This is a genomic window from Streptomonospora nanhaiensis (genome assembly GCF_026642255.1).
Taxonomy (GTDB): Bacteria; Actinomycetota; Actinomycetes; order Streptosporangiales; family Streptosporangiaceae; genus Nocardiopsis; species Nocardiopsis tropica.
Window position 1 is genome coordinate 6,305,802 of record NZ_CP113264.1, and the last position, 25,245, is coordinate 6,331,046.

At 72.1% G+C, this 25,245-nt stretch carries 24 protein-coding genes; 9 read left to right on the forward strand and 15 right to left on the reverse strand.

Annotated features, from left to right (window positions below; all coding sequences use genetic code 11):
* The first annotated feature begins 94 nt into the window (after nt 1-94).
* Nucleotides 95-1,585 carry a PspC domain-containing protein gene (locus tag OUQ99_RS27080; RefSeq protein WP_431061450.1) on the forward strand — a complete coding sequence of 497 codons (1,491 nt, stop codon included), beginning with the start codon at nt 95-97 and terminating at the stop codon, nt 1,583-1,585.
* A complete protein-coding gene (locus tag OUQ99_RS27085) occupies nt 1,572-1,799 on the forward strand; it encodes a hypothetical protein (protein WP_267946597.1) in 228 nt (75 codons plus the stop codon). Before OUQ99_RS27080 ends, OUQ99_RS27085 begins: the two co-directional genes overlap by 14 nt.
* Nucleotides 1,800-1,915: 116 nt before the next feature.
* Here OUQ99_RS27085 and rsmA read toward each other — a convergent pair whose 3' ends face one another.
* Nucleotides 1,916-2,800 (reverse strand): 16S rRNA (adenine(1518)-N(6)/adenine(1519)-N(6))-dimethyltransferase RsmA, encoded by an 885-nt coding sequence (rsmA, locus tag OUQ99_RS27090; RefSeq protein ID WP_267946598.1) that lies wholly within the window; start codon nt 2,798-2,800, stop codon nt 1,916-1,918.
* A 56-nt stretch (nt 2,801-2,856) separates the two neighbouring features.
* Nucleotides 2,857-4,008 (reverse strand): ubiquitin-like domain-containing protein, encoded by a 1,152-nt coding sequence (locus OUQ99_RS27095; RefSeq protein WP_431061451.1) that lies wholly within the window; start codon nt 4,006-4,008, stop codon nt 2,857-2,859.
* A 338-nt stretch (nt 4,009-4,346) separates the two neighbouring features.
* Between OUQ99_RS27095 and OUQ99_RS27100 the strand changes: the two genes are divergently transcribed.
* The 3 genes from OUQ99_RS27100 (at nt 4,347) to OUQ99_RS27110 (ending at nt 8,858) form a co-directional block, all read left to right on the forward strand.
* Nucleotides 4,347-5,441 (forward strand): CaiB/BaiF CoA transferase family protein, encoded by a 1,095-nt coding sequence (locus OUQ99_RS27100; protein ID WP_267946599.1) that lies wholly within the window; start codon nt 4,347-4,349, stop codon nt 5,439-5,441.
* A gap of 156 nt (nt 5,442-5,597) precedes the next feature.
* The gene (locus OUQ99_RS27105; RefSeq protein WP_267946600.1) at nt 5,598-7,907 is read left to right on the forward strand and encodes a hypothetical protein; all 2,310 of its coding nucleotides are present in this window, start codon (nt 5,598-5,600) and stop codon (nt 7,905-7,907) included.
* 597 nt (nt 7,908-8,504) lie between these two features.
* Nucleotides 8,505-8,858, forward strand: coding sequence for an STAS domain-containing protein (locus OUQ99_RS27110; protein ID WP_267946601.1), 354 nt, complete (start codon nt 8,505-8,507; stop codon nt 8,856-8,858).
* 150 nt (nt 8,859-9,008) lie between these two features.
* Here OUQ99_RS27110 and OUQ99_RS27115 read toward each other — a convergent pair whose 3' ends face one another.
* Nucleotides 9,009-9,704, reverse strand: coding sequence for a M50 family metallopeptidase (locus OUQ99_RS27115; RefSeq protein WP_267946602.1), 696 nt, complete (start codon nt 9,702-9,704; stop codon nt 9,009-9,011).
* Between the two features lie 268 nt (nt 9,705-9,972).
* Here OUQ99_RS27115 and OUQ99_RS27120 point away from each other — a divergent pair, with 268 nt between their 5' ends.
* Nucleotides 9,973-10,563, forward strand: a complete 591-nt coding sequence (locus OUQ99_RS27120; protein WP_267946603.1) for a hypothetical protein — start codon at nt 9,973-9,975, stop codon at nt 10,561-10,563.
* A gap of 101 nt (nt 10,564-10,664) precedes the next feature.
* Here OUQ99_RS27120 and OUQ99_RS27125 read toward each other — a convergent pair whose 3' ends face one another.
* From OUQ99_RS27125 to ectA, 11 genes are all read right to left on the reverse strand, one after another.
* A complete protein-coding gene (locus OUQ99_RS27125) occupies nt 10,665-11,108 on the reverse strand; it encodes an SRPBCC family protein (protein WP_267946604.1) in 444 nt (147 codons plus the stop codon).
* A gap of 56 nt (nt 11,109-11,164) precedes the next feature.
* Complete coding sequence (locus OUQ99_RS27130) at nt 11,165-12,112, reverse strand: NUDIX hydrolase (protein WP_267946605.1); 948 nt, start codon at nt 12,110-12,112, stop codon at nt 11,165-11,167.
* 74 nt (nt 12,113-12,186) lie between these two features.
* A complete protein-coding gene (locus OUQ99_RS27135) occupies nt 12,187-14,289 on the reverse strand; it encodes an RNA degradosome polyphosphate kinase (RefSeq protein ID WP_267946606.1) in 2,103 nt (700 codons plus the stop codon).
* A gap of 210 nt (nt 14,290-14,499) precedes the next feature.
* The gene (locus OUQ99_RS27140) at nt 14,500-15,432 is read right to left on the reverse strand and encodes a CPBP family intramembrane glutamic endopeptidase (RefSeq protein ID WP_267946607.1); all 933 of its coding nucleotides are present in this window, start codon (nt 15,430-15,432) and stop codon (nt 14,500-14,502) included.
* A gap of 209 nt (nt 15,433-15,641) precedes the next feature.
* Nucleotides 15,642-16,484 carry an ectoine/hydroxyectoine ABC transporter ATP-binding protein EhuA gene (ehuA, locus tag OUQ99_RS27145; RefSeq protein WP_267946608.1) on the reverse strand — a complete coding sequence of 281 codons (843 nt, stop codon included), beginning with the start codon at nt 16,482-16,484 and terminating at the stop codon, nt 15,642-15,644.
* On the reverse strand, nt 16,471-17,109 hold the full coding sequence (gene ehuD, locus OUQ99_RS27150) for an ectoine/hydroxyectoine ABC transporter permease subunit EhuD (RefSeq protein WP_267946609.1): 639 nt from the start codon (nt 17,107-17,109) through the stop codon (nt 16,471-16,473). The genes ehuA and ehuD overlap by 14 nt, the downstream gene beginning before the upstream one ends.
* Nucleotides 17,106-17,834: an ectoine/hydroxyectoine ABC transporter permease subunit EhuC gene (gene ehuC / locus OUQ99_RS27155; RefSeq protein WP_267946610.1), complete on the reverse strand. Its 729-nt coding sequence runs from the start codon at nt 17,832-17,834 to the stop codon at nt 17,106-17,108. Before ehuC ends, ehuD begins: the two co-directional genes overlap by 4 nt.
* A 7-nt stretch (nt 17,835-17,841) precedes the next feature.
* Nucleotides 17,842-18,693 carry an ectoine/hydroxyectoine ABC transporter substrate-binding protein EhuB gene (gene ehuB, locus OUQ99_RS27160; protein ID WP_267950523.1) on the reverse strand — a complete coding sequence of 284 codons (852 nt, stop codon included), beginning with the start codon at nt 18,691-18,693 and terminating at the stop codon, nt 17,842-17,844.
* A gap of 522 nt (nt 18,694-19,215) precedes the next feature.
* Entirely contained in the window at nt 19,216-19,617 is a 402-nt protein-coding gene (locus tag OUQ99_RS27165) for an ectoine synthase (protein ID WP_267946611.1), read from the reverse strand.
* A gap of 129 nt (nt 19,618-19,746) precedes the next feature.
* The gene (gene ectB / locus OUQ99_RS27170) at nt 19,747-21,012 is read right to left on the reverse strand and encodes a diaminobutyrate--2-oxoglutarate transaminase (protein ID WP_267946612.1); all 1,266 of its coding nucleotides are present in this window, start codon (nt 21,010-21,012) and stop codon (nt 19,747-19,749) included.
* An 89-nt stretch (nt 21,013-21,101) separates the two neighbouring features.
* Nucleotides 21,102-21,611 (reverse strand): diaminobutyrate acetyltransferase, encoded by a 510-nt coding sequence (gene ectA / locus OUQ99_RS27175; protein WP_267946613.1) that lies wholly within the window; start codon nt 21,609-21,611, stop codon nt 21,102-21,104.
* 782 nt (nt 21,612-22,393) lie between these two features.
* Between ectA and OUQ99_RS27180 the strand changes: the two genes are divergently transcribed.
* The 3 genes from OUQ99_RS27180 to OUQ99_RS27190 all read left to right on the forward strand — a co-directional run bounded on the left by OUQ99_RS27180 (nt 22,394) and on the right by OUQ99_RS27190 (nt 24,268).
* Nucleotides 22,394-22,657, forward strand: a complete 264-nt coding sequence (locus OUQ99_RS27180) for a WhiB family transcriptional regulator (RefSeq protein WP_267946614.1) — start codon at nt 22,394-22,396, stop codon at nt 22,655-22,657.
* A 281-nt stretch (nt 22,658-22,938) separates the two neighbouring features.
* On the forward strand, nt 22,939-23,508 hold the full coding sequence (locus tag OUQ99_RS27185; RefSeq protein ID WP_267946615.1) for a copper resistance protein: 570 nt from the start codon (nt 22,939-22,941) through the stop codon (nt 23,506-23,508).
* 79 nt (nt 23,509-23,587) lie between these two features.
* The gene (locus OUQ99_RS27190; RefSeq protein WP_267946616.1) at nt 23,588-24,268 is read left to right on the forward strand and encodes a copper resistance CopC family protein; all 681 of its coding nucleotides are present in this window, start codon (nt 23,588-23,590) and stop codon (nt 24,266-24,268) included.
* Nucleotides 24,269-24,388: 120 nt separating this feature from the next.
* Here the strand turns inward: OUQ99_RS27190 and OUQ99_RS27195 are convergent, their stop codons facing one another.
* Complete coding sequence (locus tag OUQ99_RS27195) at nt 24,389-25,150, reverse strand: PP2C family protein-serine/threonine phosphatase (protein WP_267946617.1); 762 nt, start codon at nt 25,148-25,150, stop codon at nt 24,389-24,391.
* Between the last annotated feature and the right edge of the window lie 95 nt (nt 25,151-25,245).

Below are 25,245 nucleotides of genomic sequence, written 5' to 3' on the forward strand. Positions count from 1 at the left end.
TGCCCTGGCCCCGGTCAGGGTGTGTTCAGGGTCGTCCCGGATGCCGTGGCGCGTGGTTTCGGGTGACCATGGGTGGGTGAGGAAGGTGCGGTGAGTGACCATGGCTGACGATCCGACTCCCGGCGGTCCGGGGGGCGGCGCGTTCCCGGCGCCCGGTTCCCCGGGAGCCGCGGAGGGCGTGCCCCGGGCCGCCGCCGAGGCGCGCCCGGAGGCTTCGGGGCGCGAGATCCGCAAGGGGGACGAGGACCGGGTCCTCGCCGGTGTGTGCGCGGGCCTGGGCCGGTACACGGGGGTCGATCCCGTGGTGTGGCGGACGGGGTTCGTGCTGACCGCGTTCGCCGGGGGCGCCGGCCTGCTGCTCTACACCGGCGCGTGGATGCTGATGCGCGGGCCGGAGGGAGGTCCGGCGACGTTCGAGCAGATGCTGAACCGGAGCTTCCCCTCGCGTGCGGTGCCGAAGCTGCTGGCCGTCGGGTTGGCGGTGGCGACGGCGTTCAGCCTGGTGGGCGGCCTGGGGTGGTCGACCCTGGTGCTGGCGGTACCGCTGGTGCTGGGGCTGCTGACGGCGCGCAACCGCGGGGTGGACCTGCGGGCGGCGTTCGCGGAACTGCGGCAGGACCTGGCGTCGAAGGAGCCGCCGCCCGCGGCCCCGGTGTCGGGGCCGTCCCCGACCTACTACAACCCGGCCCAGCCGTGGGCGTCCGCCCCGCAGGGCCCGGTGGACCTGGCGGTGGTGGCGGAGCGTTCCGCGCACGCCGACGGGTCGGGAGCGGCGGGGGAGGACGACGACGCGGAGGAGGGGCCCGGCGGACGGCACGGGGGCAGCGGTTCTTCCGCCGTCGACCCGGACCGGGACACCGGCGGGACGTGCCGCAGGGGTGCGCCGCTGGCGTCGTTCGCCCTGTGGACGGTCGTCGCCGGGGCCGTCCTGGTCCCGTTGGCCGTGTTCGGCTGGTCGTCCTCGCTGTGGAGCGCGCAGACGGCGACGCTGCTGTTCGGCCCGGAGACGGGCGTGTTCTTCCTCGCCGGGGTCCTGGCGGTGATCGGCCTCTGCTCGCTGGTCGGCGCCTGGGCCGGCGATCCCCGCGGCCTGGTGTCCATGGGGCTGGTGGCCGCCCTGGCGCTCGCGCTGGCGTCGGTGACCGACCTCACCCGGGTGCGGATCGGCGGGGAGACCTGGCGTCCGGCCACGGTCGCCGAGGCCGAGGCGGGCGACCACCTGCTCACCGTGGGCTCGGGGACCCTGGACCTGACCGGCATCGGGGACCTGGGGCCCGGCGAGACCGCCGACGTGTCGCTGAGCGTGGGCGCCGGCCACCTGGAGGTACTCCTTCCGGAGGACGTCCGCGTCGCGTTCACTGCGGACGTCGGCCTCGGGATGGTGGACCTCGGAGGCACGGGGGACGGTGGTGAGCTGGTCGGGCACTCCCTCGTCCACGAGGAGGTGTACGAACCCGTCCCGGTCTCCGCGCCCGGCGGCGCGGCGGAAGGTCCGGCGGACGGCGACGGGGCCGAACCCCCGTTGATCAACGTGCGCACCGATTCTCGGGTCGGGGTAGTGGAGGTACGGCATGGCGAAGCGTAGGACCGACTGGGGCTCGTTCGTGGCGGGGCTGCTGTTCCTCTCCCTCGCGGTCGCGTTCGCCGTGCGCGGCACCGGCGACTGGGAGTTCGACGTGGTCTGGGTGCTGCCGGCCCTGGCCGTCGGCCTGGGGGTGGCCGGGGTGGCCCGCGTGCTCACGCGGCGGTCGCGGAAGGAGGGGGCCGTGGCGGACGGCCCGGGCGGGGCGAAGGACTGACGCGCGGGAGCCCGGTCCCGTGGGGGCCGGGGAGCGCGGGCCGAAGGGCGCCGGCCGACGGGGGCGGCGCCCTTCGGCGTGCGCGCACCCGGGACGCGTCCGGCCGCGGCCCGGGGCTATCCGGCGGCGGGGCGCTGCTCGGCGATGGCCGCGAACCCGGCCACGTCGAGGGACTCCCCGCGGGCGCCCGGGTCCACGCCCGCGGCCCGGAGCGCGGTCTCGGCGGCGGGGGCGGACCCGGCCCAACCGGCCAGGGCGGCCCTCAGGGTCTTGCGGCGCTGGGCGAAGGCCGCGTCGATCACGGCGAAGACCTCCTTGCGGGTGGCCTTCGTGTCGGGCCGGGGGCGGCGGACGAGTTCGACGAGCCCGGAGTCGACGTTGGGGGCGGGCCAGAACACGTTGCGTCCGACCGAGCCGGCGCGCCGTGCCCGGGCGTACCAGGCGACCTTGGCGGAGGGGACCCCGTAGATGCGCCCGCCGGGGGTCGCGGTGATCCTGTCGGCCACCTCGGCCTGCACCATGACCAGGACCCGCCGGAGGCTGGGCAGGAGTTCGAGCAGGTGCAGCAGAACGGGCACCGACACGTTGTAGGGCAGGTTGGCCACCAGTGCGGTGGGTGCGGGGCCGGGCACCTCGGAGATGCGCATGGCGTCCCCGGGGACGACGGTGAGCCGGTCGGCCAGCTCGGGCGCGTGGTCGGCGACGGTTCCGGGGAGGGCGGCGGCGAGCGCCGGATCGATCTCGATGGCGGTCACGTGGCGCACGTGCGGGAGCAGTGCCAGGGTGAGCGAGCCCAGGCCCGGTCCGACCTCGGCCACGACGTCCTCGTCGGTGACGCCCGCGACCCGGACGATGCGGCGGACGGTGCCGTGGTCGATGACGAAGTTCTGGCCCAGGGTCTTGGTGGGCCTGATGCCGAACCGCTCGGCGAGCGCCCGCACGTCGGCGGGCGTCAGCAGGCGGGAGCGGTCGTCGGGTGCGGGTGTCTGTGTCACCCCCACATCTTGCCAGCTCCCGCCCGCTGCCCCGGCGGTCGGTCCGGGCGGGGCCCTTCCCCCTACTCGAAGAGGTGGGCGCCGCAGTGGGGCCACTGGCTCCGCCAGTTGCCGCCGACGGCGTCGTAGAGCCGCTGTGCGCGCCGGGTCTGCTCCGACGCGCCGGCGTCGGAGGGCAGCCCGGTCCCGCCCACCGACTGCCAGGTGGCGGCGCTGAACTGGTAGAGGCCGTAGTAGCCGCCCGCGGAGTTGACGGCCCCGGCGTCGCCGCCCGACTCGCACCGGGCGAGGGCTGCCCAGTTGAGGTCGGCGGCCGCTCCCCCGCCGGCGGGGGGCGCGGTGCCGATCTCGACGAGCCCCTCGACGGGTTCGGTGACGACCTCGTTCCGGAGCTCGTGCGGAACCTCCTCGCCGTCGAGCAGGACGGTGGCGGTGGTGACCCTCCGGAGCCCGTCCACGGGTTCGGTGACGACCTTGCGCTCCCCCTCGGGCAGGTCGGGGTTGTCCCGCTCGACGGTCTCGGCCGTGATGGCCTTCTCCTCCGTGACGGGTTCGCCGACGACGGGGGTGATCTCGACGACCATGTCGGGCTCGGCCGGCTCGGCCGGGGCGGGCGAGACGATGTCGTGCTCGCCGGGGGCCACCCCGGCGGAGAGGAGGACGTCGGCGACCGTCGCCCCGGTGGTCCTCGTCTCGGTGCGCACGGTGTCGTACATGACGACCATGCGCGGCGCCCGTTCGGCGGTGACGGTGAGGCCGCCCTCGGGGACGGGGGTGTCCCGGTCCTCGGACAGTTCGACCCCCTCGGGGTCCAGGCCGATCTCGCGGAGCGCCTCGTCGAGGGTGAGCGCGTGGACGCTGTGGTCGTGCCGGTGGCCGTCGAGTTCGAGGACCAGCTCGCGCGGGGAGCGCAGGACCACGTGGTCGCCGGAGGCGATCGGGGTCTCGGGGGGCGGGACGACGAGGTCGCCCTTCCCCGGTGTGACGCCCGCGGAGTCGAGGACGTCCTGGACCGTGCCGCCGAAGGTGTGCACGGTCCGCTCGTCGCCGTTGGCGTCGAGGACCACGCCGCGGTCCATGGCGAAGGCGGTCCCCACGGCGGCGACGGCGACGGCCCCCGCGACCGCGACGGCCATGAACGGGCGCGGGAGTCCGCCCCGTGCTCGCCGTCGGCCTTTGGCACGGCGCGTGCGCTTCTTCGGGGTAGCGGGCATGGCGGCTGCATCCTTCTCGGAAAAGGGGTGGTTCGGGTTTCTCCGGTTTCGCCCGGGTAGGGCTGCCCCTGGAGCCGTCTCCGCTGATGGCGACGGCGGTCCGCGGGATCTCCACGCGGCTTCGCGGCTCTCTCCCACGAGCACGGACACATTAACACCCATTGTGGTTCGCGTTTTTAATCAGCCGAAATGGTTTTCCTTCTGCCGGTTTTAGTTACCCTTCTTCCTTTTCTCCTTCAACGGTCTTGTGCGGTGCCGCTGTGGCGCCCTCCGCACGGAGCCTGCACAATGAACCGAACCACGTTCTAGATCGCTCTCTCAGCTGGAGGCCCGCACCCATGGGACCCCTCACCGGAATCCGTGTCGTCGAGTTCACCGGGATCGGCCCCGCGCCGATGGCCGGGATGCTCCTCGCCGACCTGGGTGCCAGTGTCATCCGCCTGGACCGCCCCCCGGCCGCCGATGCCGTGAACGCCGGGGCCGACGGCCCCCACATGAGCGAGGGGCGCACCGTTCTGGGCGCCGACCTCAAGACCGACGGGGGGCGCGCCCTCGCCCGCGACCTGGTCGCCCGCGCCGACGTCCTCCTGGAGGGCTTCCGTCCCGGGGTCATGGAACGCCTCGGGCTCGGCCCCGACGCGTGCCTCGCGCTCAACCCCCGCCTGGTGTTCGCGCGGGTCACCGGCTGGGGCCAGGACGGCCCGCTCGCCCGCACCGCCGGACACGACATGAACTACGTCTCCGTCAACGGCGCCCTCCACGCCATCGGACGCGCGGGCGGCCCGCCTGTGCCGCCGATCAACCTCCTCGGCGACTTCGCCGGGGGCACCATGTTCGCGGTCACCGGGATCCTGGCCGCCCTGGTCGAACGGCAGTCCTCCGGCCGGGGCCAGGTCGTGGACGCCGCCATGGTGGACGGCAGCTCCCTGCTCATGTCGATGGTCCACGAGGACCGGGCGCGCGGCGCGTGGAGCGACGAGCGCGGCACGAACTACCTGGACACGGGCGCCCCCTGGTACGACGTGTACGAGTGCTCGGACGGCGGGCACGTGTCGGTGGGCTGCATCGAGCCCCAGTTCTACTCCGCGTTCCTGGCAGGTCTGGGCCTGACCGGCGAGGACCTCCCAGGCCAGTGGGACCGGGACGGCTGGCCCCGGCTGCGCGAGCGCTTCGCGGAGGTCCTGCGCACCAGGAGCCGCGACGAGTGGGCGGCGGTGTTCGACGGCGTCGACGCGTGCGTGATGCCGGTCCTGTCCCTGGAGGAGGCCCCCGACCATCCGCACGTGCGGGCCCGCGGGACCCTGGTCCGCCACGGGTCCCGGGTGGTTCCCGGTCCGGCCCCGCGCTTCGACCGGACGCCCGGCGGTGTCACCCGCGGACGCGAGCGGCCCGACACCGGCACGACCCTCCGGGAGTGGGGCATCACCGGCTGACCGGTGCGGCGATCCCGCGCCGGGCCGTCCCTCGGGGGCGGTTCGGGCCGAGGGGCCCCGGCCCGGGCCACGCGCCCGGCGGGCGCGGGTCCCCCTACCGGGCGCGGATGGTCACTATCGTGGCCAGTCCGGCTGAGCGCGACTGGGGGGTTCGCCATGCCACGACGGCTCGTCACACGGACGGCGGCGCGCTGGGGGGCGCGCCTGGGTCCGCTCGTCCTGTCCGGGGCGGTCCTGCTGTGCGCCGCCGCGCCGACGGCGGCCGCGGAGCCCCGGACACCCGCGGCGTCCGCCTCCGCGGAGGTTCCCCGGGCCGGGGGCGGCCCCGATCTGACGGACCGGCGCGGCGGTCCGGTGGTCCTCGTGGGCGTACCGGGACTGCTGTGGCAGGACGTGACCCCGGAGCACACACCGACGCTGTGGGGGATGGCCGAGGAGGGCGCCATCGGCAACGTGTCGATCCGCAGCGCCACCTCCCGCACCTGCCCGACGGACGGCTGGCTGTCGGTGTCGGCCGGGCAGCGCGCCCTGTCCGAGCGCGAGCGCTTCACCGTGTGCGAGGCGGCGCCCGAACCCGAGGGCGACGGTTCGGGCGCGGTGGTCCCCGGGTTCGACTCCTACGTGCGGCTGAACGAGCGCTCGGCCTTCTCCGCCCCCGTCGGCCTGCTCGGGGAGACGGTGCGGGACTCCGGCGGAACCACCCTGGCGGCGGGCCCCGGCGCCGCCCTCGGCGTCGCCGACACCTCCGGCCGCGTCGACCACTACGCCGACGGGCCGCTCGACCTGACCACGGAACGCCTGGAGGGCGTGTCCCTGGCCGCCGTGGAACTGCCCGAGCTCACCCGGCTGTACCCCGACCCCCCGCGGGAACGGGAGACGGACGGTGCGGAGGAGCCCCCCGAACCCGACCCGGAGGACGTGCCGGAATGGGCGCGTGAGGAGGCGCTGGCCGACCTCGACGGACGGCTGAGGGCCCTGGAGCGGATCCTGCCGGTCGGCTCGTCCCTCATGGTCGTCGGTGTGTCCATGGACACCGGTCCCTCCCAGCTCACCGTGGCCCTGTCCGGGGAGATCACCGAGGACGGGTTCTCCGGGAGCGAGTCGTACCTGGCGTCGGAGTCGACCCGGCGCCCGGGGCTCGTGGCCCTCACCGACACCACGCCGACCGTCCTCACGGCGCTGGGGCTCAGGGCGACGGAGCCCACCAGCGGGCGGGTCTGGCACCTGGCCGAGCGTCCGCCGTCGGTCGAGCAGGCCCTCGTGCGCCTGGTGGACTTCAACACGGCGGCGGTGGTCGTGGGCGCGGCGATCCCCGGCTTCTTCAGCGGACTGGTCGCCTTCCAGCTCCTCATCTACGCGGCGGCGGCCTACGCCCTGCACCGGTACTCGGGCCGCCAGCGCGGCAAGCGCGCCCTGGTCCTGTCGGTGACGCGGATCGTCGCGCTCGCGGGCGCCGCCTTCCCCGTCGCCAGCTACCTGGCCAACCTCATCCCGTGGTGGGCCTCCGGGAGCCCGCTGGTGGCGCTGCTCGCCTGCGTGGTGACCGCCGACGCCCTGGTGGTGGCGCTGGCCGTGGCCGGACCGTGGCGCCGGAGCATCCTGGGACCGATGACGGTCGTCGCGGGCGCGACCACGGCGGTGCTCTTCCTCGACCTGTGCTTCGGGGCGAACCTGCAGATGAACTCGCCGACGGGCTACTCGCCGATCGTGGGCGGGCGGTTCTACGGGATAGGCAACATCGCCTTCGCGACGTTCGCGACCGGCATGCTCATGGCGGTCGCCGGGATCGCCCACGGGCTGATCGCCCGGGGCCGGCGGCGCGCGGCCGTGGCGACGACCCTGGCGGTCGGCACCGCGTCCGTGCTCATCGTCGGCTGGCCCGGGCTGGGCACCGACTTCGGCGGGGTGCTCGCCCTGGTCCCGGGACTCGCGGTGACGACGATGATGATCGCCGGGGTGAGGGTCACCCCCCTGCGGCTGGTGGCCGTGGGGGCGGTGGCGGTCGCGGCGATCTCGCTGCTCTCGTGGCGGGACTACCTGCGCCCGCCGGAGGAGCGCAGCCACCTGGGGGCGTTCGCGGCCCAGGTGGTGAACGGCGAGGCCGGGACCGTGCTGGCGCGCAAGCTCGGTGCGATGCTGGGGACCCTCGGCAACTGGCAGCTCACGCTGCTCGCGGCCTGCGCCCTGGTGTTCCTGTTCGTGGTGCTCAACCGGCCGACCAAGTGGCGGATCGGGGCGCTCCAGCGCGCCTACGAGTACGCGCCGACACTCCGGGCCGGCCTCACCGGCTCACTGGTGACGGCCCTCGCGGGGTTCGCGGCCAACGACTCGGGGGTGGCGATCCCCGCGATCGCCCTCACCGTGGCGGTTCCCCTGACGCTTTCCGCGTGCGTGTGGGCGGTCCAGCAGGAGGACCTGGACCAGACACCCGGCCGTCAACCGACCGAGAACGCCCACTGCTTGTGATCTGTGCCTCATGAGGCACAGGAAGAGCAAACAGCACGAGCACGACCTTGCGTCGCTCACGTCACGAATCGGCCACGGTCCTATGGTAAAGTCCGAGGCTGGGCGGGTCCGTTAGAGGAACATGGCACCTGCCGGGGCCCCTGGGGATCCCGGTGACCGACCGCCCGGCACACGGGGACGGCCGCGATTCCACCGCCCCGGAAGGCCACTCCTCGACCGCGAGGGGAATGCCCGCTCCCACGGGCGGGTTCACAGTTGCAGAGGGCTGGGAGTGGCCCGAAGCGACAAGCGACGCGTCCGCCGACGCACCACGCGTCCTCCGCCGTCGACGGCGGGACAGGACGCGTCCAGGAACTTTCGACCCGGGTTCGCACGTTCGACGGGCATCCGTGCTTCACGCGGAACCCCCAGGACACCCAGGTGAGAAGGCGTTTCGTTCCCGGACCCAGCCCGGGGCACCACGCAAGGAACTTGATGAACCATCAGCTTGGCCACCGCGGTAACGCGGCGAACGCGCCGGTCGACGCACGCTCATGGAGCGGCGTACGGCCCGCCTCGCCGACCCATCGGGCACGTCCCGAATACGCCGGAGTCGCAATGCCCGACCTGAACATCTCCTCCACCCTGCACGACGCCGGGCGCGTTCTGGCGCTGGACGGGGAGATCGACATGGCCACCGAGCACCGCTTCCAGGAGGCGGTGACCCAGGCCCTGACCACTCAGCCGTTCGGGCGGGTCGTACTGGACTGCTCCGACCTGCGGTTCATCGACTCCAGCGGTCTGCGCGTCCTCATCCGGGCGCACAAGGCGGCCAAGGAGCAGCAGGCGCTCCTCGCCATCGCCTCGCCCATCCACCGGGTGATGCAGACACTGCGGGTGACGTCGCTCGACACGCGCATCCCCGTCTTCACCACGGTCTCCGAGGCACTCGCCGCACCGCGCGCCGACTGACCGTCCACCGACGGGGAGCCCCGACCCGCTCCCCGGTCGGCGAGGGCCGTACGGGCCCCGCCGGACCCCGCACAGGGCGCGACCACCGGGCCGCGCCCTTTCGTGTGTCCGGAACCGGCCGTCCCCCGCGGGACGTGCCGACCGGTCGCCTCAGAAGAGCAGCAGCCACACGCCGAGCGCGGTCACCGCGAGGTTCACCAGGGCGAACACCACCACCCAGAGGGTGCCGGGCACTCCGGTGAGCCGTGCGAGCTGGTCGGCGTCGGAGTGGGGGGAGGGGTTGCGCCTGCGCTGGGACTGGAGCTCGAAGACCGGTCGCACGCCGGCGAAGAGCAGGAACCAGATGAACAGGTAGGCGAAGGCGGCCTGGACCTCGGGCGGGGTGAACCAGCTGACGCCGAACACCACCGCGCCGGTGACGACGACCGACACCACTCCGTAGACGTTGCGGATCATCAGCAGCATCGCGGCCAGCACGACGATGCTCAGCCACAGCAGGGCGGTGATGCGGTCGGACATGAGCATGAGGATGCCCAGGAGCCCGATGACCGACGAGGAGACATAGCCCGCGAAGACGGTCAGGATCATGCCGATGCCGGTCGGCCTGCCGCGGGAGACGGTCACACCGGAGGTGTCCGAGTGGAGCCGGATACCCGTGAGCTGTCGGCCGCTGAGCAGCGCGACGAGCGCGTGCCCGCCCTCGTGGGCGATGGTGACGACGTTGCGTCCGACCCTCCACGGTGGGCCGAGCAGGACGGCGGCCAGGGCCAGGACGGCCGCGGAGACGACGATCCACGACTCCGGCTCCGGTTGTACGGACAGGACTTCCTGCCAGACGTCACCCAAGGTTGTTCCCACCACTGCCCCCGACTCCTGCTTCGGCGTACCGTCGACGGGCCCGACCGGTTCGCGCCACGGCTGCCGGGAGACGCGGAGAACACGGGCCCTTGCCGAACTTTAGGGCATATGGCCGAGTGCTGCGGGGGCCTGTGGATAACGGTCGGGGCGGCACGAAAACGGGTGCACCGCACCGATGAACTGGCCAAAAGGGGACGACCGTCCTACAGTCGCGACTGACAGTAGTTACTCAGATACATAGAGCAAGGATCATGTCGTGAAACGTATCGCCGGACTCGCTCTCATCACCCTGGCCGCCGGTGCGGCCGTCGGCCTGGCCGCCTCCCCCGCCTCCGCGTGGGCCGGGGCCGAGGGGCCCCGCGGCTCCGAGCGTCCCGCAGCCGAGCAGTCCGGCCTCGGGGGCTACGACGGCCACGGGCAGGACCACGGCTGGTCCGAAGGCCACGGGCAGGACCACCACGGAGGGAACACCGGTCACGGGCACCCCGGCCAACCCGCCGGGGCCGGTCACGAGCACCCCGGCCAGCCCGCGGGGGCCGAGGAGGCCGAGCACACGGAGGCGGCCGAGGGCGCGGAGGCCGAGGCGGAGAGCACCGAGGCCGAGACCGTCGAGGGCGAGGCCGTCGGAGGCGCGGACGCCGCCACCGCGGAGGCCCCCGGGGCCGAGGAGGCCGAGCACACGGAGGCGGCCGAGGGCGCGGAGGCCACCAAGGGCGCGGAGGCCGAGGAGACCGCCGAGGCCGAGGAAGCCGAGGAGGCCGAGGAGGAGACCGGGGCCGAGAGCACCGAGGGCGCGGAGGCCCCCGAGGCCGAGCTCGTCGAGGCCGAGCACCCCGGCTACTTCTAGCCGGCGGGCCCCGGACGCCCACGCGGCGCCGGACCCGTGTGAACAGCTCCGCCCACGGCCGCCGGCCGTGGGCGCCGCCGTTCCCCGGGACCGGGGAGGGTTCAGGCCCCGTCCCGCTCCGCCGCGGCCTTGAGGCGCTCCAGGGTCCTCTCGATGCTGCGCCCGTTCTTCGCCGGCATCCCCATCAGGACGTAGAACGCCGGGAGCCCCCGCGAGTAGTCGAAGGTCTCGGTGACCCGGGTGCCGCCCTCCGGCAGTTCCCGGAGCTCGTAGCGCCAGCGGTGGGGTCCCCCGTGCCGCCAGGCGATGAGCCGGTCCTCCTCGTACTCCACCACCCGGTTGGTGATCCGGTAGCCGACACCGAACATGCGCATGTCCATGCCGAACTCGCTGCCCCGCTCCAGCCGGTCGGGGCCGAAGTGGGTGCCGCGCACGGTGCCCGAGCCGTCGAACTCGGAGTGCAGCGCCGGTGACGCGACGATGTCGAAGATCCGCTTGGCGGGGGCGTCCACCACGACGCTCCGCGCAACCTTGTGTTTGGCCATGACCGCATCATGTCACCGTCGTCCGCCGCGCCCCGCGCGGGTCCGGCGAACCCGGCTCAGCCGCGGAGCGCGTGGCGCTCCACCCCCGCCAGCGTCCCCCCGGAGGGTTCGACGTGCACCACCCAGAACGATCCCTTGCGCAGCCCCAGCTGCTGGGTGACCGGCGCCCCCAGCCGTGTGAGCGCCGCCGACATCAGCTTCGGGATCAGCTCCCCGTGCGTGCAGACGACCGTCGGCCGCCCTTCGGCGATGATGCGCCCGAACTCCTCGCGGGCCTCCTCCACGTCGTACTCCGACCCCTCCCGCACGGTGAAGGCGCGCTCGGTCCGCATCGGCACGTCGTGCTCCACGGTGTACGGCAGCACCGACTCCGTGCACCGCGCGGCGGCCGAGGAGACCACCCGGGGGCTCCCGTAGGCGCCGAGCACCCGGGACAGGGCCAGGGCGTCGGACCGCCCGGCCCCGTCGAGGGGGCGCAGCAGGTCGCTGCCGGACCACGCGCGCTTGTCCCCCGCCGACAGGTGCCGCAACAGGATCACGGGGACGGTGACGGCGGGCCCGGCCCGGAAGTTGTCGAGGACCTGGACGTCGTGGTCGTAGGTGAGCCTGTCCCGTGCCTCCGCCACGGGGACCCACTCGACCAGTTCGACCTCCTCGTTGGGCTTGTAGTCGATCTCCCCGCCGGGGAGGTCCGGGGTGGCGGCCCACCACTCCACCTGTTTGGGCCACCCGTCCTTGAGGTAGTGCTGCGGCGGGAGCCTGCGCCCCATCAGCGGGGTCAGCCCCGTCTCCTCCTCGACCTCGCGGACCGCGCCGGTGAGGGGGTGCTCGCCGTTCTTGAGCTTGCCCTTGGGCAGGGTCCAGTCGCCCCGCTCCGGGCGGCGGATGAGGACCACCTCGGTCGCGCCGCCGGCACCCGTGCGCCACAGCACGGCGCCGCCGGCGCGGATGGGTTCGAGGTAGCCGCCGACCGCCGTGTCGCGCGGCGGGAAGGCACTGGTCACGCGTACCTCCCGTTCCGGTCCCCCGGTTCTCCCGTCCGGGGTCCCGGCGTCCGCGCCGGCCTCCGCTCCCCCGCTCATCCGCCCTCCACCACGCGCAGGTGGCGGTCTCCGCGCAGGCTGTCCTGGAGGTCGACGAGGGGCAGCCCGTCCTCGCCGTGCGTGTGCCGGGTCCACGTGCCGTCCGGTTCGAGGCGCCAGGACGAGGTGGTGGCGGCCATGGCCAGGTCCATGAGCCCGACCAGGCGGCGGCACTGCTCGGGGTCGGAGATCCGGACGAGCGCCTCCACCCTGCGGTCCAGGTTGCGCGGCATCAGGTCGGCGCTCCCGATCCACACCTGCGGCCGCCAGCCGTTGGCGAACACGAAGATGCGCGAGTGTTCGAGGAAGCGGCCCAGGATGCTGCGGACCCTGATGTTCTCGGAGAGGCCGGGGACGCCCGCGCGCAGGACGCAGCTCCCGCGCACCCACAGGTCGACGCCCACCCCGGCCTGCGAGGCCCGGTAGAGGGCGTCGATGATCTCCTCGTCGACCAGGGAGTTGACCTTGATCCGGATCCGGGCGGGGTCGCCCTTGAGGCTGTTCTCGATCTCCTGGGAGATCTGCTGGAGCAGGCCCTCGCGCAGTGCTGCCGGGGCGACGAGCAGGCGGCGGTAGTGCTTCTTGCGGGAGAACCCCGTCAGACTGTTGAACAGGTCGCTGACGTCCTCCCCCACCTCCGGCTCGGAGCTGAACAGGCCGAAGTCCTCGTAGATGCGGGCGGTGCTGGGGTTGTAGTTGCCGGTGCCGACGTGGCAGTAGCGGCGCAGCAGCCCGTCGTCGTCCTTGCGTATGACCATGGACAGCTTGCAGTGGGTCTTGAGTCCGACGACGCCGTAGACGACGTGGCACCCCGCGAGTTCGAGCTTGCGCGCCCACTGGATGTTGTTCTGCTCGTCGAAGCGGGCCTTGATCTCGACCAGGACCACGACCTCCTTGCCCGCGTTGGCGGCCTCGATGAGGGCCTCGACGATGGGTGAGTCGCCGCTGGTGCGGTAGAGGGTCTGCTTGATCGCCACGACCGCGGGGTCGGCGGCGGCCATGGCCAGGAACCGTTCGGTGGTGGTGGCGAACGACTCGTAGGGGTGGTGGACGAGCACCTCCCGCCCGCGGATGGTCGAGAAGAGGTCCCCCATGGTCAGGGCCCGCGGTTCGACCGGGACCATGGGCTGGAAGCGCAGTTCCGGCCGGTCCGCGTCGGCGATCTGGGCCAGCCCGGCGAGGTTGAGCGGCCCGGGCACGCGGTAGATCTCCTCCTCCTCGGCGCCGAGCTCCTCGGTGAGGATCGACAGGACCTCGGCGGAGATGGTCTCCTCCACCTCCAGGCGCACGAGGGGGCCGAAGCGGCGGCGCAGGAGTTCGTTCTCCAGCGACGTGACGAGGTCGTCGGTCTCGTCCTCGTCCACCTCCAGGTCGGCGTTGCGGGTCACCCGGAAGGCGTGGTGCTCCAGGATCTGCATGCCCTCGAAGAGCTGGGGCAGGTGGGCGGCGATGACGTCCTCGACCGGGACGAACCTGCCGCCCGGGCGGGGGCCCGGCTCGATGAAGCGCGGCAGGGAGCTGGGCACCTTGACCCGGGCGAACATGCGCCGCTCGTCGAGCGGGTCGCGGACGGTGACCGCGAGGTTGAGCGAGCGGCCGGAGATGTAGGGGAAGGGGTGCGCGGAGTCGACCGCGAAGGGGGTCACCAGGGGGTAGACGGAGCGCAGGAAGTAGCCGTGCAGGTACTCGCGCTCGTCGTCGTCCAGCTCTCCCCAGCGCACGATGCGGATCCCGGCGTCCCGCAGGGCGGGGGCGACGCTGTCCTCGAAGCACGCGGCCTGGCGGAGCATCAGCTCGTGCGTGAAGAGCGAGATGCGTTCGAGGAGGGCGCGCGGCCGGTGTCCGCTGGAGGAGGCGACGGCGAGCCCGGTGGCCAGGCGCCGTTTGAGTCCGGCGACCCGGACCATGAAGAACTCGTCGAGGTTGCTGGAGAAGATGGCCAGGAACCGGGCGCGCTCCAGGAGCGGGATGTCCTCGTCCTCGGCGAGTTCCAGGACCCGCTGGTTGAACCGCAGCCACCCCTCCTCCCGGTCCATGAACCTGTCGGCGGGCAGCTCGGTCGTGGGACCCGCTGGCGTTGGCGCTGATTCCGTGCTCACAGTGGGCAGACTCCCCCTCTTTCATGACCGCACGGTGACAACCCCGTGAGGGGGAAATGACCTCCACGCGACCGCTATGGACCTTGTGTACCCACCCACGGGCGGATGTCAGGGTATTTCGCGGACGGATTGCCGGTCTTGCACGGTCCGAGAACGGAAAGGGGACCGGTCACAGGGGTGGGGCGGGCGGGCGGACGTGCCCGCGGGGCCCTAGGTGATCCCGATCTGGAGGTCCGGCGGCATGATGACGACGAACATCCCGATCCGCATGAGCACGTTGAGCCACGTGTTCCGGAAGCAGGCCCACAGGTAGCCGTAGAACGCGCCTGCGGTGGCGTAGGTGAGCAGGGACAGCCCGGTGTCGTACACGAAGTCGACGCCGGTCAGCTGGGACACGGCGTCGTAGGGCTGGATGACCGCGTAGGTGAGCGCGAAGACCACCGAGGTCGCCAGGATGCCGCCCCACCGGCCCATCAGGATCTCCAGGCGGGTCTGCACCATGCCCCGGAAGAAGATCTCCTCGCAGACCGCGACGAAGGCGAACGCGAGCACGAAGCCGACGAGGGGGAAGGACACGGGCGGGAGCCCGGTGTACGGGACGAGCAGGTAGGCGATCAGGCCCAGGGCCAGGCCGACCGGGGCCAGGCCCGACCAGCGCCAGCCCTCGGTCACCTTCAGCGCGAGGGAGGGCATGGCGGTGCCCTTCCCGTCGATGGTGACGCCCGAGCGGTCCATGACCAGCAGGGGCAGGGTGAAGAGGAACAGCAGCCGGGACACCAGGGAGGCCGACATCGCCAGATCGGCGCCGATCGTCGCCTCGTACATGCCGAAGAACAGCGACAGCACGACCATGCTGAGGACGAAGGCGCCCAGGCAGACCGCCAGCCAGGCGAGCTCCCGGCCCAGGGGGTGGCCCACCATCGCCGCGGCGATCCTGCGGTCCAACGCGTCAGGCGCCCCCAGCGACCGGACCAGGGCCCAGGCCAGGAGGCCGCCGACCAGCATCGGCCCCCAGGAGACGAGGAAGAGGACGGCGAAGTCGCCCAGGACGTCGGAGCGCAGGTCGGGGTGGACGGCCATCGGCACCGCGACGAGCAGGACGGCGAGGGCCGACCACCAGGTGAGCCCCCATCTTCGCACCATGGTCACAAGAGTCCCCCCTGTATCAGGACTCTCATTCTGCCCAAGAGATAACTAAAAGCTGTCCAATGACCACGGTATGTCGCCACTCGTCTCGGATCGGGGCGCTCCGGACGGCGGAACGGGGCGGGCCCGGGTCGTGCTCCGACCCGGGCCCGCCCCGTGGCACGCCGTCCCGCCGCGCCGTGGACCGGGCCGGGCGGCGGCCGGTGTCAGACCCCGTTGTCCAGGACCGACCTGAGGAACGACCGGGTCCGCTCCTCCTGCGGGTCGCCGAAGATCTGGTCCGGCGTCCCCTCCTCCGCGATCTGCCCCTGGTCGAACATGAGCACGCGGTGCGACACGTCGCGGGCGAAACCCATCTCGTGGGTCACGCAGAGCATGGTGATGTCCGTGCTCTCGGCGACCTCGCGCAGGACGTCCAGGACACCGGCCACCAGCTCCGGGTCCAGCGCCGACGTGACCTCGTCCAGGAGGAGGATCTCCGGGCTCATCGCGAGCGCGCGGGCGATCGCCACGCGCTGCTGCTGGCCGCCGGACAGCTGGGTCGGGTGGGCGTCGACCTTGTCCGCCAGGCCCACCAGGTCCAGCAGCTGCTCGGCCTTGGCGTTCGCCTCCTCCTTGGGGATCCCGAGGACGTGGACCGGGGCCTCGATGACGTTCTGCCGCACGGTCATGTTCGGGAACAGGTTGAACTGCTGGAAGACCATGCCGATGCGCTTGCGGCGTTCGCGCAGGTAGCTCTCGCCGGCCGGGACCAGCCCTCCCGAACCGCCGCGGGGCATGTGGCTGAACGGTTCGCCGCCCACCCGGATGACGCCCTCGGTGACCTTCTCCAGGGTCATCAGCAGGCGCAGGATGGTGGTCTTCCCCGAACCGCTGGGCCCGATGAGGGTGACCCGCTCCCCGGGGTCGACCGAGAAGTCCAGGTGGTCGAGGACGGTGAGGTCGCCGAAGCGCTTGACCACCTGGTCGAAGACGATCAGGGGGCCTCCCCCGGCCCCGGCCCCGCCACCCTGGGGCCGTGCGTTCGTAGGGGTGTCAGACGGCGGCATAGCGTCGCTCCAGTCGTCGGATGATGATCGCGGACGGGATGCTCACGAGGAGGAACAGGAACCCGACGAGGGTGAACGCCTCCACGATCTTGAAACTCGCCTGGCCGACCTGCTGGGCGGTGGCCAGGAGCTCCACGACCGTGATGGCGAAGAGCAGCGGGGTGTCCTTGAACATCGCGATGAGGTAGTTGCCCAGCGCGGGGATGACCTTGCGGATCGCCTGCGGCAGCACGATCGCCCCCCACGTGCGCCGGGCCGGGAGGCTCAGCGCGCGCGCCGCCTCCCACTGGCCCACGGCCACGCCCTCGATGCCCGAGCGGTACACCTCGGCGGTGTAGGCCGCGTAGTGCACCCCCAGGACGATGATGCCGACCATCAGGGGCGAGAAGCCCGCGGGCACGAGGGCGAAGACGAAGACCAGCTGCACCAGCAGCGGCGTGGTGCGGATGAACTCCATCACCACGTGGACGATCGTCCCGAGCACCGGGATCCGGCGGACCATGGCGATCACGAGGCCCAGGGCCAGCGCGATCAGGTAGCCGAACACGGTGGCCTGGACGGTGACCCACAGGCCGCGCAGGAAATCCGGCATGACCTCCAGGGTGAACTCGAAGTCCCAGATCACTTGGCGACACCCACCTTCGTGCCCACGGACGGGGGCCGCAGAAGCGCCAGCAGCCCGGTGCCTCCGGGCGGGATCCGTCCCAGCTTGCGGTTGGCGCGGCGTTCGAGCAGTCGCATGCCGAAGATCAGCACCTGCGCGATCAGGTAGTAGAGGATGAGGGCTCCGGTGAAGGCCAGGACCGTCTCACCCGTGGCGGAGCGGATCTGCTGCGCCACGGCCGTCAGGTCGGCCACACCGATGAGGTAGGCCACAGCGGTGGCCTTCATGAGCTCGATGACCAGGTTGCCGAACGTGGGCAGCATCTGCGCCCACGCCTGGGGGAGCACCACCAGGCGGGTCCGCTGGAACCACGACATGTTCAGCGCGACGCACGCCTCCACCTGGGCCTTGGGCACGGCGTTGACGGCCGCGCGCACCACCTCGGCGCCGTAGGCTCCGAGGTTGATGCCCAGGGCGACGATCGCCGCGAAGGTGTCGTCCAGCTTGTAGCCGGACACCAGCGGTAGGGCGTACGCCATCCAGAACATCAGGACCAGTGCGGCGATACCGCGGAAGACCTCCACGTAGACCGTGGCCACGGCCCGGGGAAGCCAGTGCTTCATGCTGCCCAGGATCCCGAAGACCATGGCCAGCACGAAGGCCAGCGCACTGCCGCCCGCGGTCAGCTGGACGGTGATCAGAGCGCCGTCGAGATATCGGGGGAGCTGCTCGATCAGGAAGTCCACGTCGTGGTCATCCCTCGCAGAGTTCGGCGGTGGTCGTGTCGTCGGGGAGGTCCGCCTCGGTGAAGCCCCACTCCTCGCCCAGTTCCAGGAGGCGTCCGCTCTCCTTGAACTCGGCGATGACGCGGTTCATCTCCTCCAGGAGCTCGGTGTCCTCCTGGCGGACGCACAGGCCGCCCCAGCCCTTCTCCTCCCGGCCGTCGATCTCGGGGAAGAACGCCTCGGTGACCTCGAAGGGGCCGCCGCGGTCGATGAGGAGGTACTCGTGGGAGACCTTCAGCATGGACACCGCGTCGACCCGGCCCGCCTCCAGCAGCTCGTAGCCGGTGGTCTGGTCGGGGATGAGCTCCAGCTGGCCCTCGGGCACCTCGAAGTACTCGGCGTAGCTCTGCTCGACCGAGCCGTTGAGGACGGCCAGGGTCAGGTCGGGGTTGTCCACGAACGAGGTGAAGTGCTCGATGCCCTCGGGGTTGCCCTCGTTGACGAGGAAGGCCTCGGGGGACGTGGCGGTGGGCTCGGTGAAGGCGACCTGCTCGCAGCGGTCCGGCGTGATGAACACGCCGGCGGCGAGAACGTCGAATCGGTTCGCCTGGAGGCCGGGGATCAGGCCGTCCCAGGTGACCGGGGTCGGCTGGATCTCCGGGACGCCCAGCTCCTCGAAGACCGCTCTGGCGACGGCCGGGGACTGCCCCGCGGGGGCGCCGCTGCCGTCGATGAACCCGAACGGGATCTCGTTGGCGAGGCCGACGCTCACGAAGCCCTGTTCGCGCAGGCGTTCCAGGGTGGACTGTCCCCCTTCTTCCCCGCCGCCTCCCCCGTCGACCCGGGTGCAGGCGGCGAGGCCGACCGTGGCGAGCCCCACGCCGCCCAGTCGGAGTGCGTCTCGGCGGCCCCAGGTTCCTCGGCTGATCGCTGGTACCTGCTTCTTCACGACTGCTCCTCGGTGATTCGCGAGGCGGCGCCCCCGACCGGGAAGGCAGGACGGGTGCGCCGCGCATTCGGATGGTGGGACGCCTGGTGCGGGCGGTGCGCGGCGCTGGGCCGCGGCTGCCGCCGCCGGTCGGGACACGGAGCGGCGGCGCTGGTACGGGGTCTCCCTCCCCGAGCACATCCGGCAGTAACGAGACGGGTTTAGTCCGTTATGCACTGGTTATGGATACGCGGTCGCCGGGTGACCCGGCTTTCGGCCTGTTCAGGGCGGGTCACCTGTACCTGGTGACCCTGGGTCCGAGGCGCGGTCACACTGGGGCGTCGGTTCTCCGCCGTCCTTCCCTTCCCCCGACGCACCCCGGGCCCGGTCCGGAGACCCCCATCAAAACCCAGGACACGGCCGTGGGCGGGGTCCGCCGCGCGGACCCCGCCCACCTGCTGCCGTGTCGGCGCCCTACGCGGGGGCGTCCTCCTCCACGACGAGCGGGTAGACCCCGTTCTCGTCGTGGACCTCGCGCCCGGTCACGGGCGGGTTGAACACGCAGAGCACGCGGAAGTCCGTCTTGGGACGGACGGTGTGCTTCTCGTGGCCGTTGAGGAGGTAGAGGGTGCCCGGGGTGATGGTGTGCTTCTCCCCGGTCTCCTCGTTGGTCAGCTCCGCCTCGCCCTCGATGCAGTGCACGAGCTCGACGTGGTTGGCGTACCAGAAGGTCGACTCGGTGCCCGCGTACAGGACGGTCTCGTGGAAGGAGAAGCCCACCTTCTCCTTGGCCAGGATGATCCGGCGGCTGCGCCAGTTCTCCGTCTTGATGTCGGCCTCGGTGTCGTTGACCTCGTCCATGCTGCGAACGATCACTGGCTTGCTCCTTAAACGCGCTGCTGCGCCTTGCTGGGGTGGTGCGACGCGGCGCGGGGCCGGACGACCCTCCCTCCTGGGAGTGTCGTCCGACCCCGTACCGCGTGGATGTGGAACCGCCGCCGGGGCCTAGGCCGGCTGCGCCACCTTGACCGCGGCACGGGCCGCGTCAGCCATGATGTCAAGGCCGGCGGTCAGTTCCTCCTCCGTCGCGGTGAGCGGCGGAAGAAGTTTCGCGACCTCGTCCTCGGGCCCGGAGGTCTCCAGGAGCAGGCCCCGGTCGAACGACTCGGCCGCCACCTTCTTGGCGATGCCGTCCTGCTCGAAGGCCAGACCCCGGGCGAGCCCGCGGCCGCGCACGTGCGCGCCGAAGTCGGAGTGCTCCGCCGCCATCTCCCCCAGGCGCGCGGCGACCATGTCGCCCTTGGCCTTGGTGGAGGCGGCGAAGGAGTCGTCGCTCCAGAAGCGGCGCAGCGCCTCGGCGCCGGTCACCATCGCCGGGTTGAATCCGCGGAAGGTGCCGTTGTGCTCGCCCGGCTCCCACACGTCCAGCTCGCGCTTGAACAGGGTGAGGGCCATGGGCAGGCCGTAGCCGCTGATGGACTTGGACAGCGTGACGATGTCCGGGGTGATCCCGGCCTCCTCGAAGCTGAAGAAGTCGCCGGTGCGGCCGCAGCCCATCTGGATGTCGTCGACGATCAGGAGGATCTCGTACTCGCGGCAGAGGTCGGAGAGCTCCCGCAGCCACTGGGCGCTGGCGACGTTGATGCCGCCCTCCCCCTGGACCGCCTCGACGATGACGGCGGCGGGCTTGTCCAGCCCGCTGCCGCTGTCGTCCAGCAGGCTGCGCAGCCACAGGAAGTCGGGCGTGCGCCCGTCGAGGTAGTTGTCGAACGGCATCGTGGCCACGTGGTCGAGCGGCACGCCCGCGCCGCCGCGCTTCATCGAGTTGCCGGTGACGGCCAGGGCCCCCAGGGTCATGCCGTGGAAGCCGTTGGTGAAGTTCACGATCGTCGAGCGGCCGGTGTACTTGCGGGCCAGCTTCAGCGCGGCCTCGACCGCGTTGTTGCCCGCCGGACCGGGGAACTGCACCTTGTAGTCGAGGTCCCGCGGTTTGAGCACGATCTGCTCGAAGGTCTCCAGGAACTCGCGTTTGGCCACGCTGTAGGCGTCGAGGCTGTGGACGATGCGGTCGTCCGTCAGGTACTCGATGAGCGAGGTCTTCAGCTCGGGGTTGTTGTGCCCGTAGTTGAGCGAGCCCGCTCCCGCGAAGAAGTCGAGGTAAGGCTTGCCGGTCTCGTCGTAGACATGGCTTCCGACCGCCCTGTCGAAGACGACCGGCCAGTTCCGGCAGTATCCGCGGACTTCGGACTCCAGGCGCTGGAAGGTCTCCATCGTGTGTACCTCGGTTCCTTTCCCCAGGTTCGTGGGCTCATGGCTTGGACGACGGGGTGGGTCGGGATCGGTCGATCCGGTGCGGATGGTCAGTCACGCCCCTGACCCGGTGCCTGCCCGAACGGGCCGATCCGGACCAGGTCCTCGGGCTCGTGCGGGGTGTCCCCCTCCTGGGGGAAGTGTTCCCCGGTCAGGAGCGGACTCCACACGGCCTCGGTGTCCCGGTCCCGGGCGAACGACGCGAACAGCGCGCGGGAAGCGGTGTTGTCGGGTGTGACGGTCGCTTCGAGATAGCGCAGACCACGGTCGGTGATCCGGTCGCCGATGAAGTCGAGCATCCGGCGGGCCAGCCGCTGTCCGCGGAACGCGGAGTCGACGGCGACCTGCCAGAGGAAGTACGTGTCGGGACTGTCGGGACGCACGTAGCCGGTGACGTAGGCCGCGACACGGCCCTCGCCGTCGCGGGCGACGACGCTGGTCGTGGCGAAGTCCCGGCACCAGAGCGCGTAGGCGTACGGGGAGTTGACGTCCATTCCCGTCTCCCGGGCCAGCCGCCACATGTGCGGCCCGTCCTCCGGGGACGGGTGCGCGAGGCGCACGTCCCCACGGCCCGCGGCCCCTGTCGTCCCAGGGCTCTCGGCCCCGGTGTCAGTTCGGTCGCGTGCTTGGAGGTTCGTTCGTAGATGTGGCACGTCGATCGAACTTAGCGAACGAATGTCAATGAGGTTCCGCGGAGATTCCGCGCAGATGTTTCGGGAGGTTCGCATCGGGTATGGCCCGTTTATTTAGCAGCGAACCAAGGCCCTGACCAGGGCTTTCAAGGGGAGTCGCGGGGACCCCGGCCGCGCGGTCCACGCCCCGCCCATCAGGCGGTTCGGCGGGCGGGCCGGGTACGGGCGGCGCGCGGGGGCGGCGGCGGCGCCTCGCGCGGCGGCCGTCCGACACGGTCAAACATAGAGCTTTACCGAGCAATATTAAGCGTGCGTTAAGTCACATCAATTCGGTGGGAACCTCGCGACATAACGCCTCTTCGGGGCGGCGCCTCAGGTCACACGCTACGCGGCGGGGCTCCGGAAAAGGTCCGTGCGCTGGAATTTCCCGAGCTTTCCCGACCCCCGCCCGGCCCGCGCACACGGCCCCGTCCCCGCCCGCCGAGGGGCGGAGAGGGGGTCTGACACGGCCGAACGTCCTTGATCATTCGGCGGATTTCCAGCAGACTCCGTGTAGTACGACCTCATGTAGTACTACACTTAGTCGCATCGCTTCGCCGCAGTTCCGCCCGGTCGACGGGAACGCGGGCGGGGCGGAGACTTCCGGCCCCGCCGCGGGAACACGGCGCGGCCCACGGACCATGGACCAAGCCACGGATCGGAGGCGCCCCGTGAACCGCCTGTACCACGAGAGCGAGGACTGGGTCGAGCAGGGCAACTGCCGCTCGTACGACCCGGAGATCTTCTTCCCGGTGAGCAGCACCGGGATCGGGCGCGCCGACACCGAACAGGCCGTCGCCGTCTGCCGCAGCTGTACTGTTCGCCAAGAGTGCCTGCGGTGGGCCCTTCGTTCCGGTGAGGCTCACGGAGTCTGGGGTGGCACCACCCCCGAGCAGCGACGCTACATGCGGCGCGAGCTCGTACCGGCCGGTTAGCGGACCCCCGGGTCCGCCCGCGCACGAAGGCTGCGAAGGGCGACGGAGGAGGCCGCCGGGAGCGCGGGGGATCGCGCCCGGCGGCCTCTTCCACGTCCGCGCCCCCTCCCGGCGTCGCTCCCGCCCCGCGGCCCGGGAGGAGGACCCCGGCCGCCCGACCGGAAACGCGAGGTGCCGAACGGTGGACCGTCACGCTCCGCGCCGATCCGCGACCCCAGGGGCACGGTTCTCACCTTTGGGAGATCTTGCGGCCCCCCGGGGCACGGCCTAGGTTCGTTCACGTGCGACCCGCCCACGGCACTCTCCGTCTCACACGCACGGCGTCCCTCGCCGCGGCGTGCACCGGGCTGGCCTGGGGCGGCCACAACCTGTGGGCGGAGGTCCCCGCCTCCGCCGGCGGGTTCGCCGCCGCCACCGCGGTGCTCTTCCCCGTGCTCTGGTTCTTCACCCGGTCCATGCGCGGCTTCGGCGACATCCTCGCCGTCATGGCGACGGTCCAGGTCGCCCTGCACCTCGTCCTCCAGGGCTCGGTCGACCCCGCGTTCGGCGCCGACGCCGGCCACGCGGGCCACGGGTTCCTCGCGCACACGCTCGGCTTCGCGCCCGGCATGCTGCTCGCGCACCTGTGGGCGGCCCTGCTCGCCTCCGCCCTGCTCGCCCACGGCGAGGCGGCCCTGTGGTTCCTCGCCGCGCTGTTCGCACGCGCGCTGCCGCCGCTGCTCGTCCCCCGCCTCGCGTTCGGCGCCGCCGCTCCGGCCCGGTCTCCGACCCGGTCCGCGGCGCCCTCCCCCGCCCCGCTCTCGGCGCACCGGCCCCGGGGGCCTCCCGGTTCGCACCCGTCCGCACTGTGAGAGGCCCGGACCGCGCGGTCCCCGTACCGGAGGACCCGCGCGCCGGGCGCGAACCGACCACGAACGCTGAGAGAAGAACATGACCACCACCAGCAGCAGCGCCCCCCTCGACGGAACCGGGACAGCCTCCCGCGTGCTCCCGCGCGCGGCCGCCGCCCTCCTCGCCCCCCTCGCCGCCGCGGCACTGGCGCTGGCTCCCTCGCCCGCGCTGGCCCACGACGTGCTGACCGACTCCAGCCCCGAGGACGGGCAGACCCTGGAGACCGTGCCCGAGGAGGTCGTGCTGACCTTCAACAACGCGCCGATGGAGGGCGGCAGCGGAAGCGCCGTCGTCGTGACGGGGCCGGACGGGGAGACCACCTACGAGGACGGCGAGCTCTCGTTCGACGGCACGGACGTGTCCGTGGGGCTGAGCCCCCTGGACGAGGCCGGCGAGTACACCATCGGGTTCCGCGTCGTGTCCTCCGACGGCCACCCCATCCAGGACAGCCTGACGTTCACCGTGACCGAGGAGGCCGTGGCCGCCGCGGCGCCGGAGCCGGAGGCGGGTGAGAGCGAGGCGCCCGCCTCCGAGGAGTCGGACGAGCCCGCCGGGGAGCCCGCCGCCGAGGAGGTCTCCGCCGAGGAGGCCGACGAGGGCGGCGTCTCCCCCGTGGCGCTGGCCGTGGTGGCCGTCGTCGCGATCGCGGGCATCGGCGCGGTCGTGCTCGTCCTGGTCCGGATGCGCAACCGCCCGGGCGGCGGCGCCGACCGGAAGTAGGCCGGCGCGGACCCTCGCGGTCCACGAGCGGAAGGGCCCGTACACCGCGAGGTGTACGGGCCCTTCGTGTTCGCCCCGCGCCGGCCGCCGCGGGGCGGGACCCGCGCGTCGGAGCCGGGGTCAGACTCGGCGCGCCAGCAGGATGCTGATGTTGTCCTTGCCGCCGGCCTCCATGGCGGCCTGCCACAGGGCGTGCACGGCGGCCTCGTCGCTGCCGGCCTCGGCGATCATCCGCTCCATCTCCTCGGGGAGGACGAGGTCGGACAGTCCGTCGCTGCACATGAGCCAGGCGCTCGGGTCGGCCGCGTCGTCGCGTCCCACGTGCGGGACCATCGAGCCGCCGGAACTGCCGCCCAGGGACTGGGTGATGAAGTTCGTGGTGACCGGGCGGCCGTCCTCGGAGGGGGGGAGCGCCGGGGAGTCGTCCTCGGAGAGCTGCCGCAGGCGGCGTCCCTCCAGGCGGTAGGTCCGGGAGTCTCCGACGTTGAACCAGAAGTTGCCGTCGTTGTTGAGCAGGACGCCGGCGACCGTGGTCCCCATGCCGGAGAACTCGGTGTGCTGGAGGGCGTGGTCCTTGATCTCCTCGTCGATGTTGCTCAGCAGTTGGGCGATCTCCTCGGGGCCGTTCAGCCGCGGCCCCATCTCGGCCATGCGGTGCACCGCGTGCTCCGAGGCGATCTCTCCCGCGGCCTGTCCGCCGATCCCGTCGGCGACCGCCAGGATGACGGGCTCGCTCACCGGCAGCACGCAGCGGACCGGAGAGGTCATGTTCGCACTGGCGACGGTGAGAGCACCCATGACGACGGCGTCCTCGTTGGCGGGGCGGATAGCGCCCCGGTGCGTGAGGGCCGTGACAATGACTTCCCCACCAGCGACACCCATACGCCCTTCCTCCCGTTTCGTCGGCCGTGGCCGGTTGCCCGGCGCCACGCGCCGGACCTTGGTCGAGTCCCGTTCAACGTCTGGATTCTGTAACC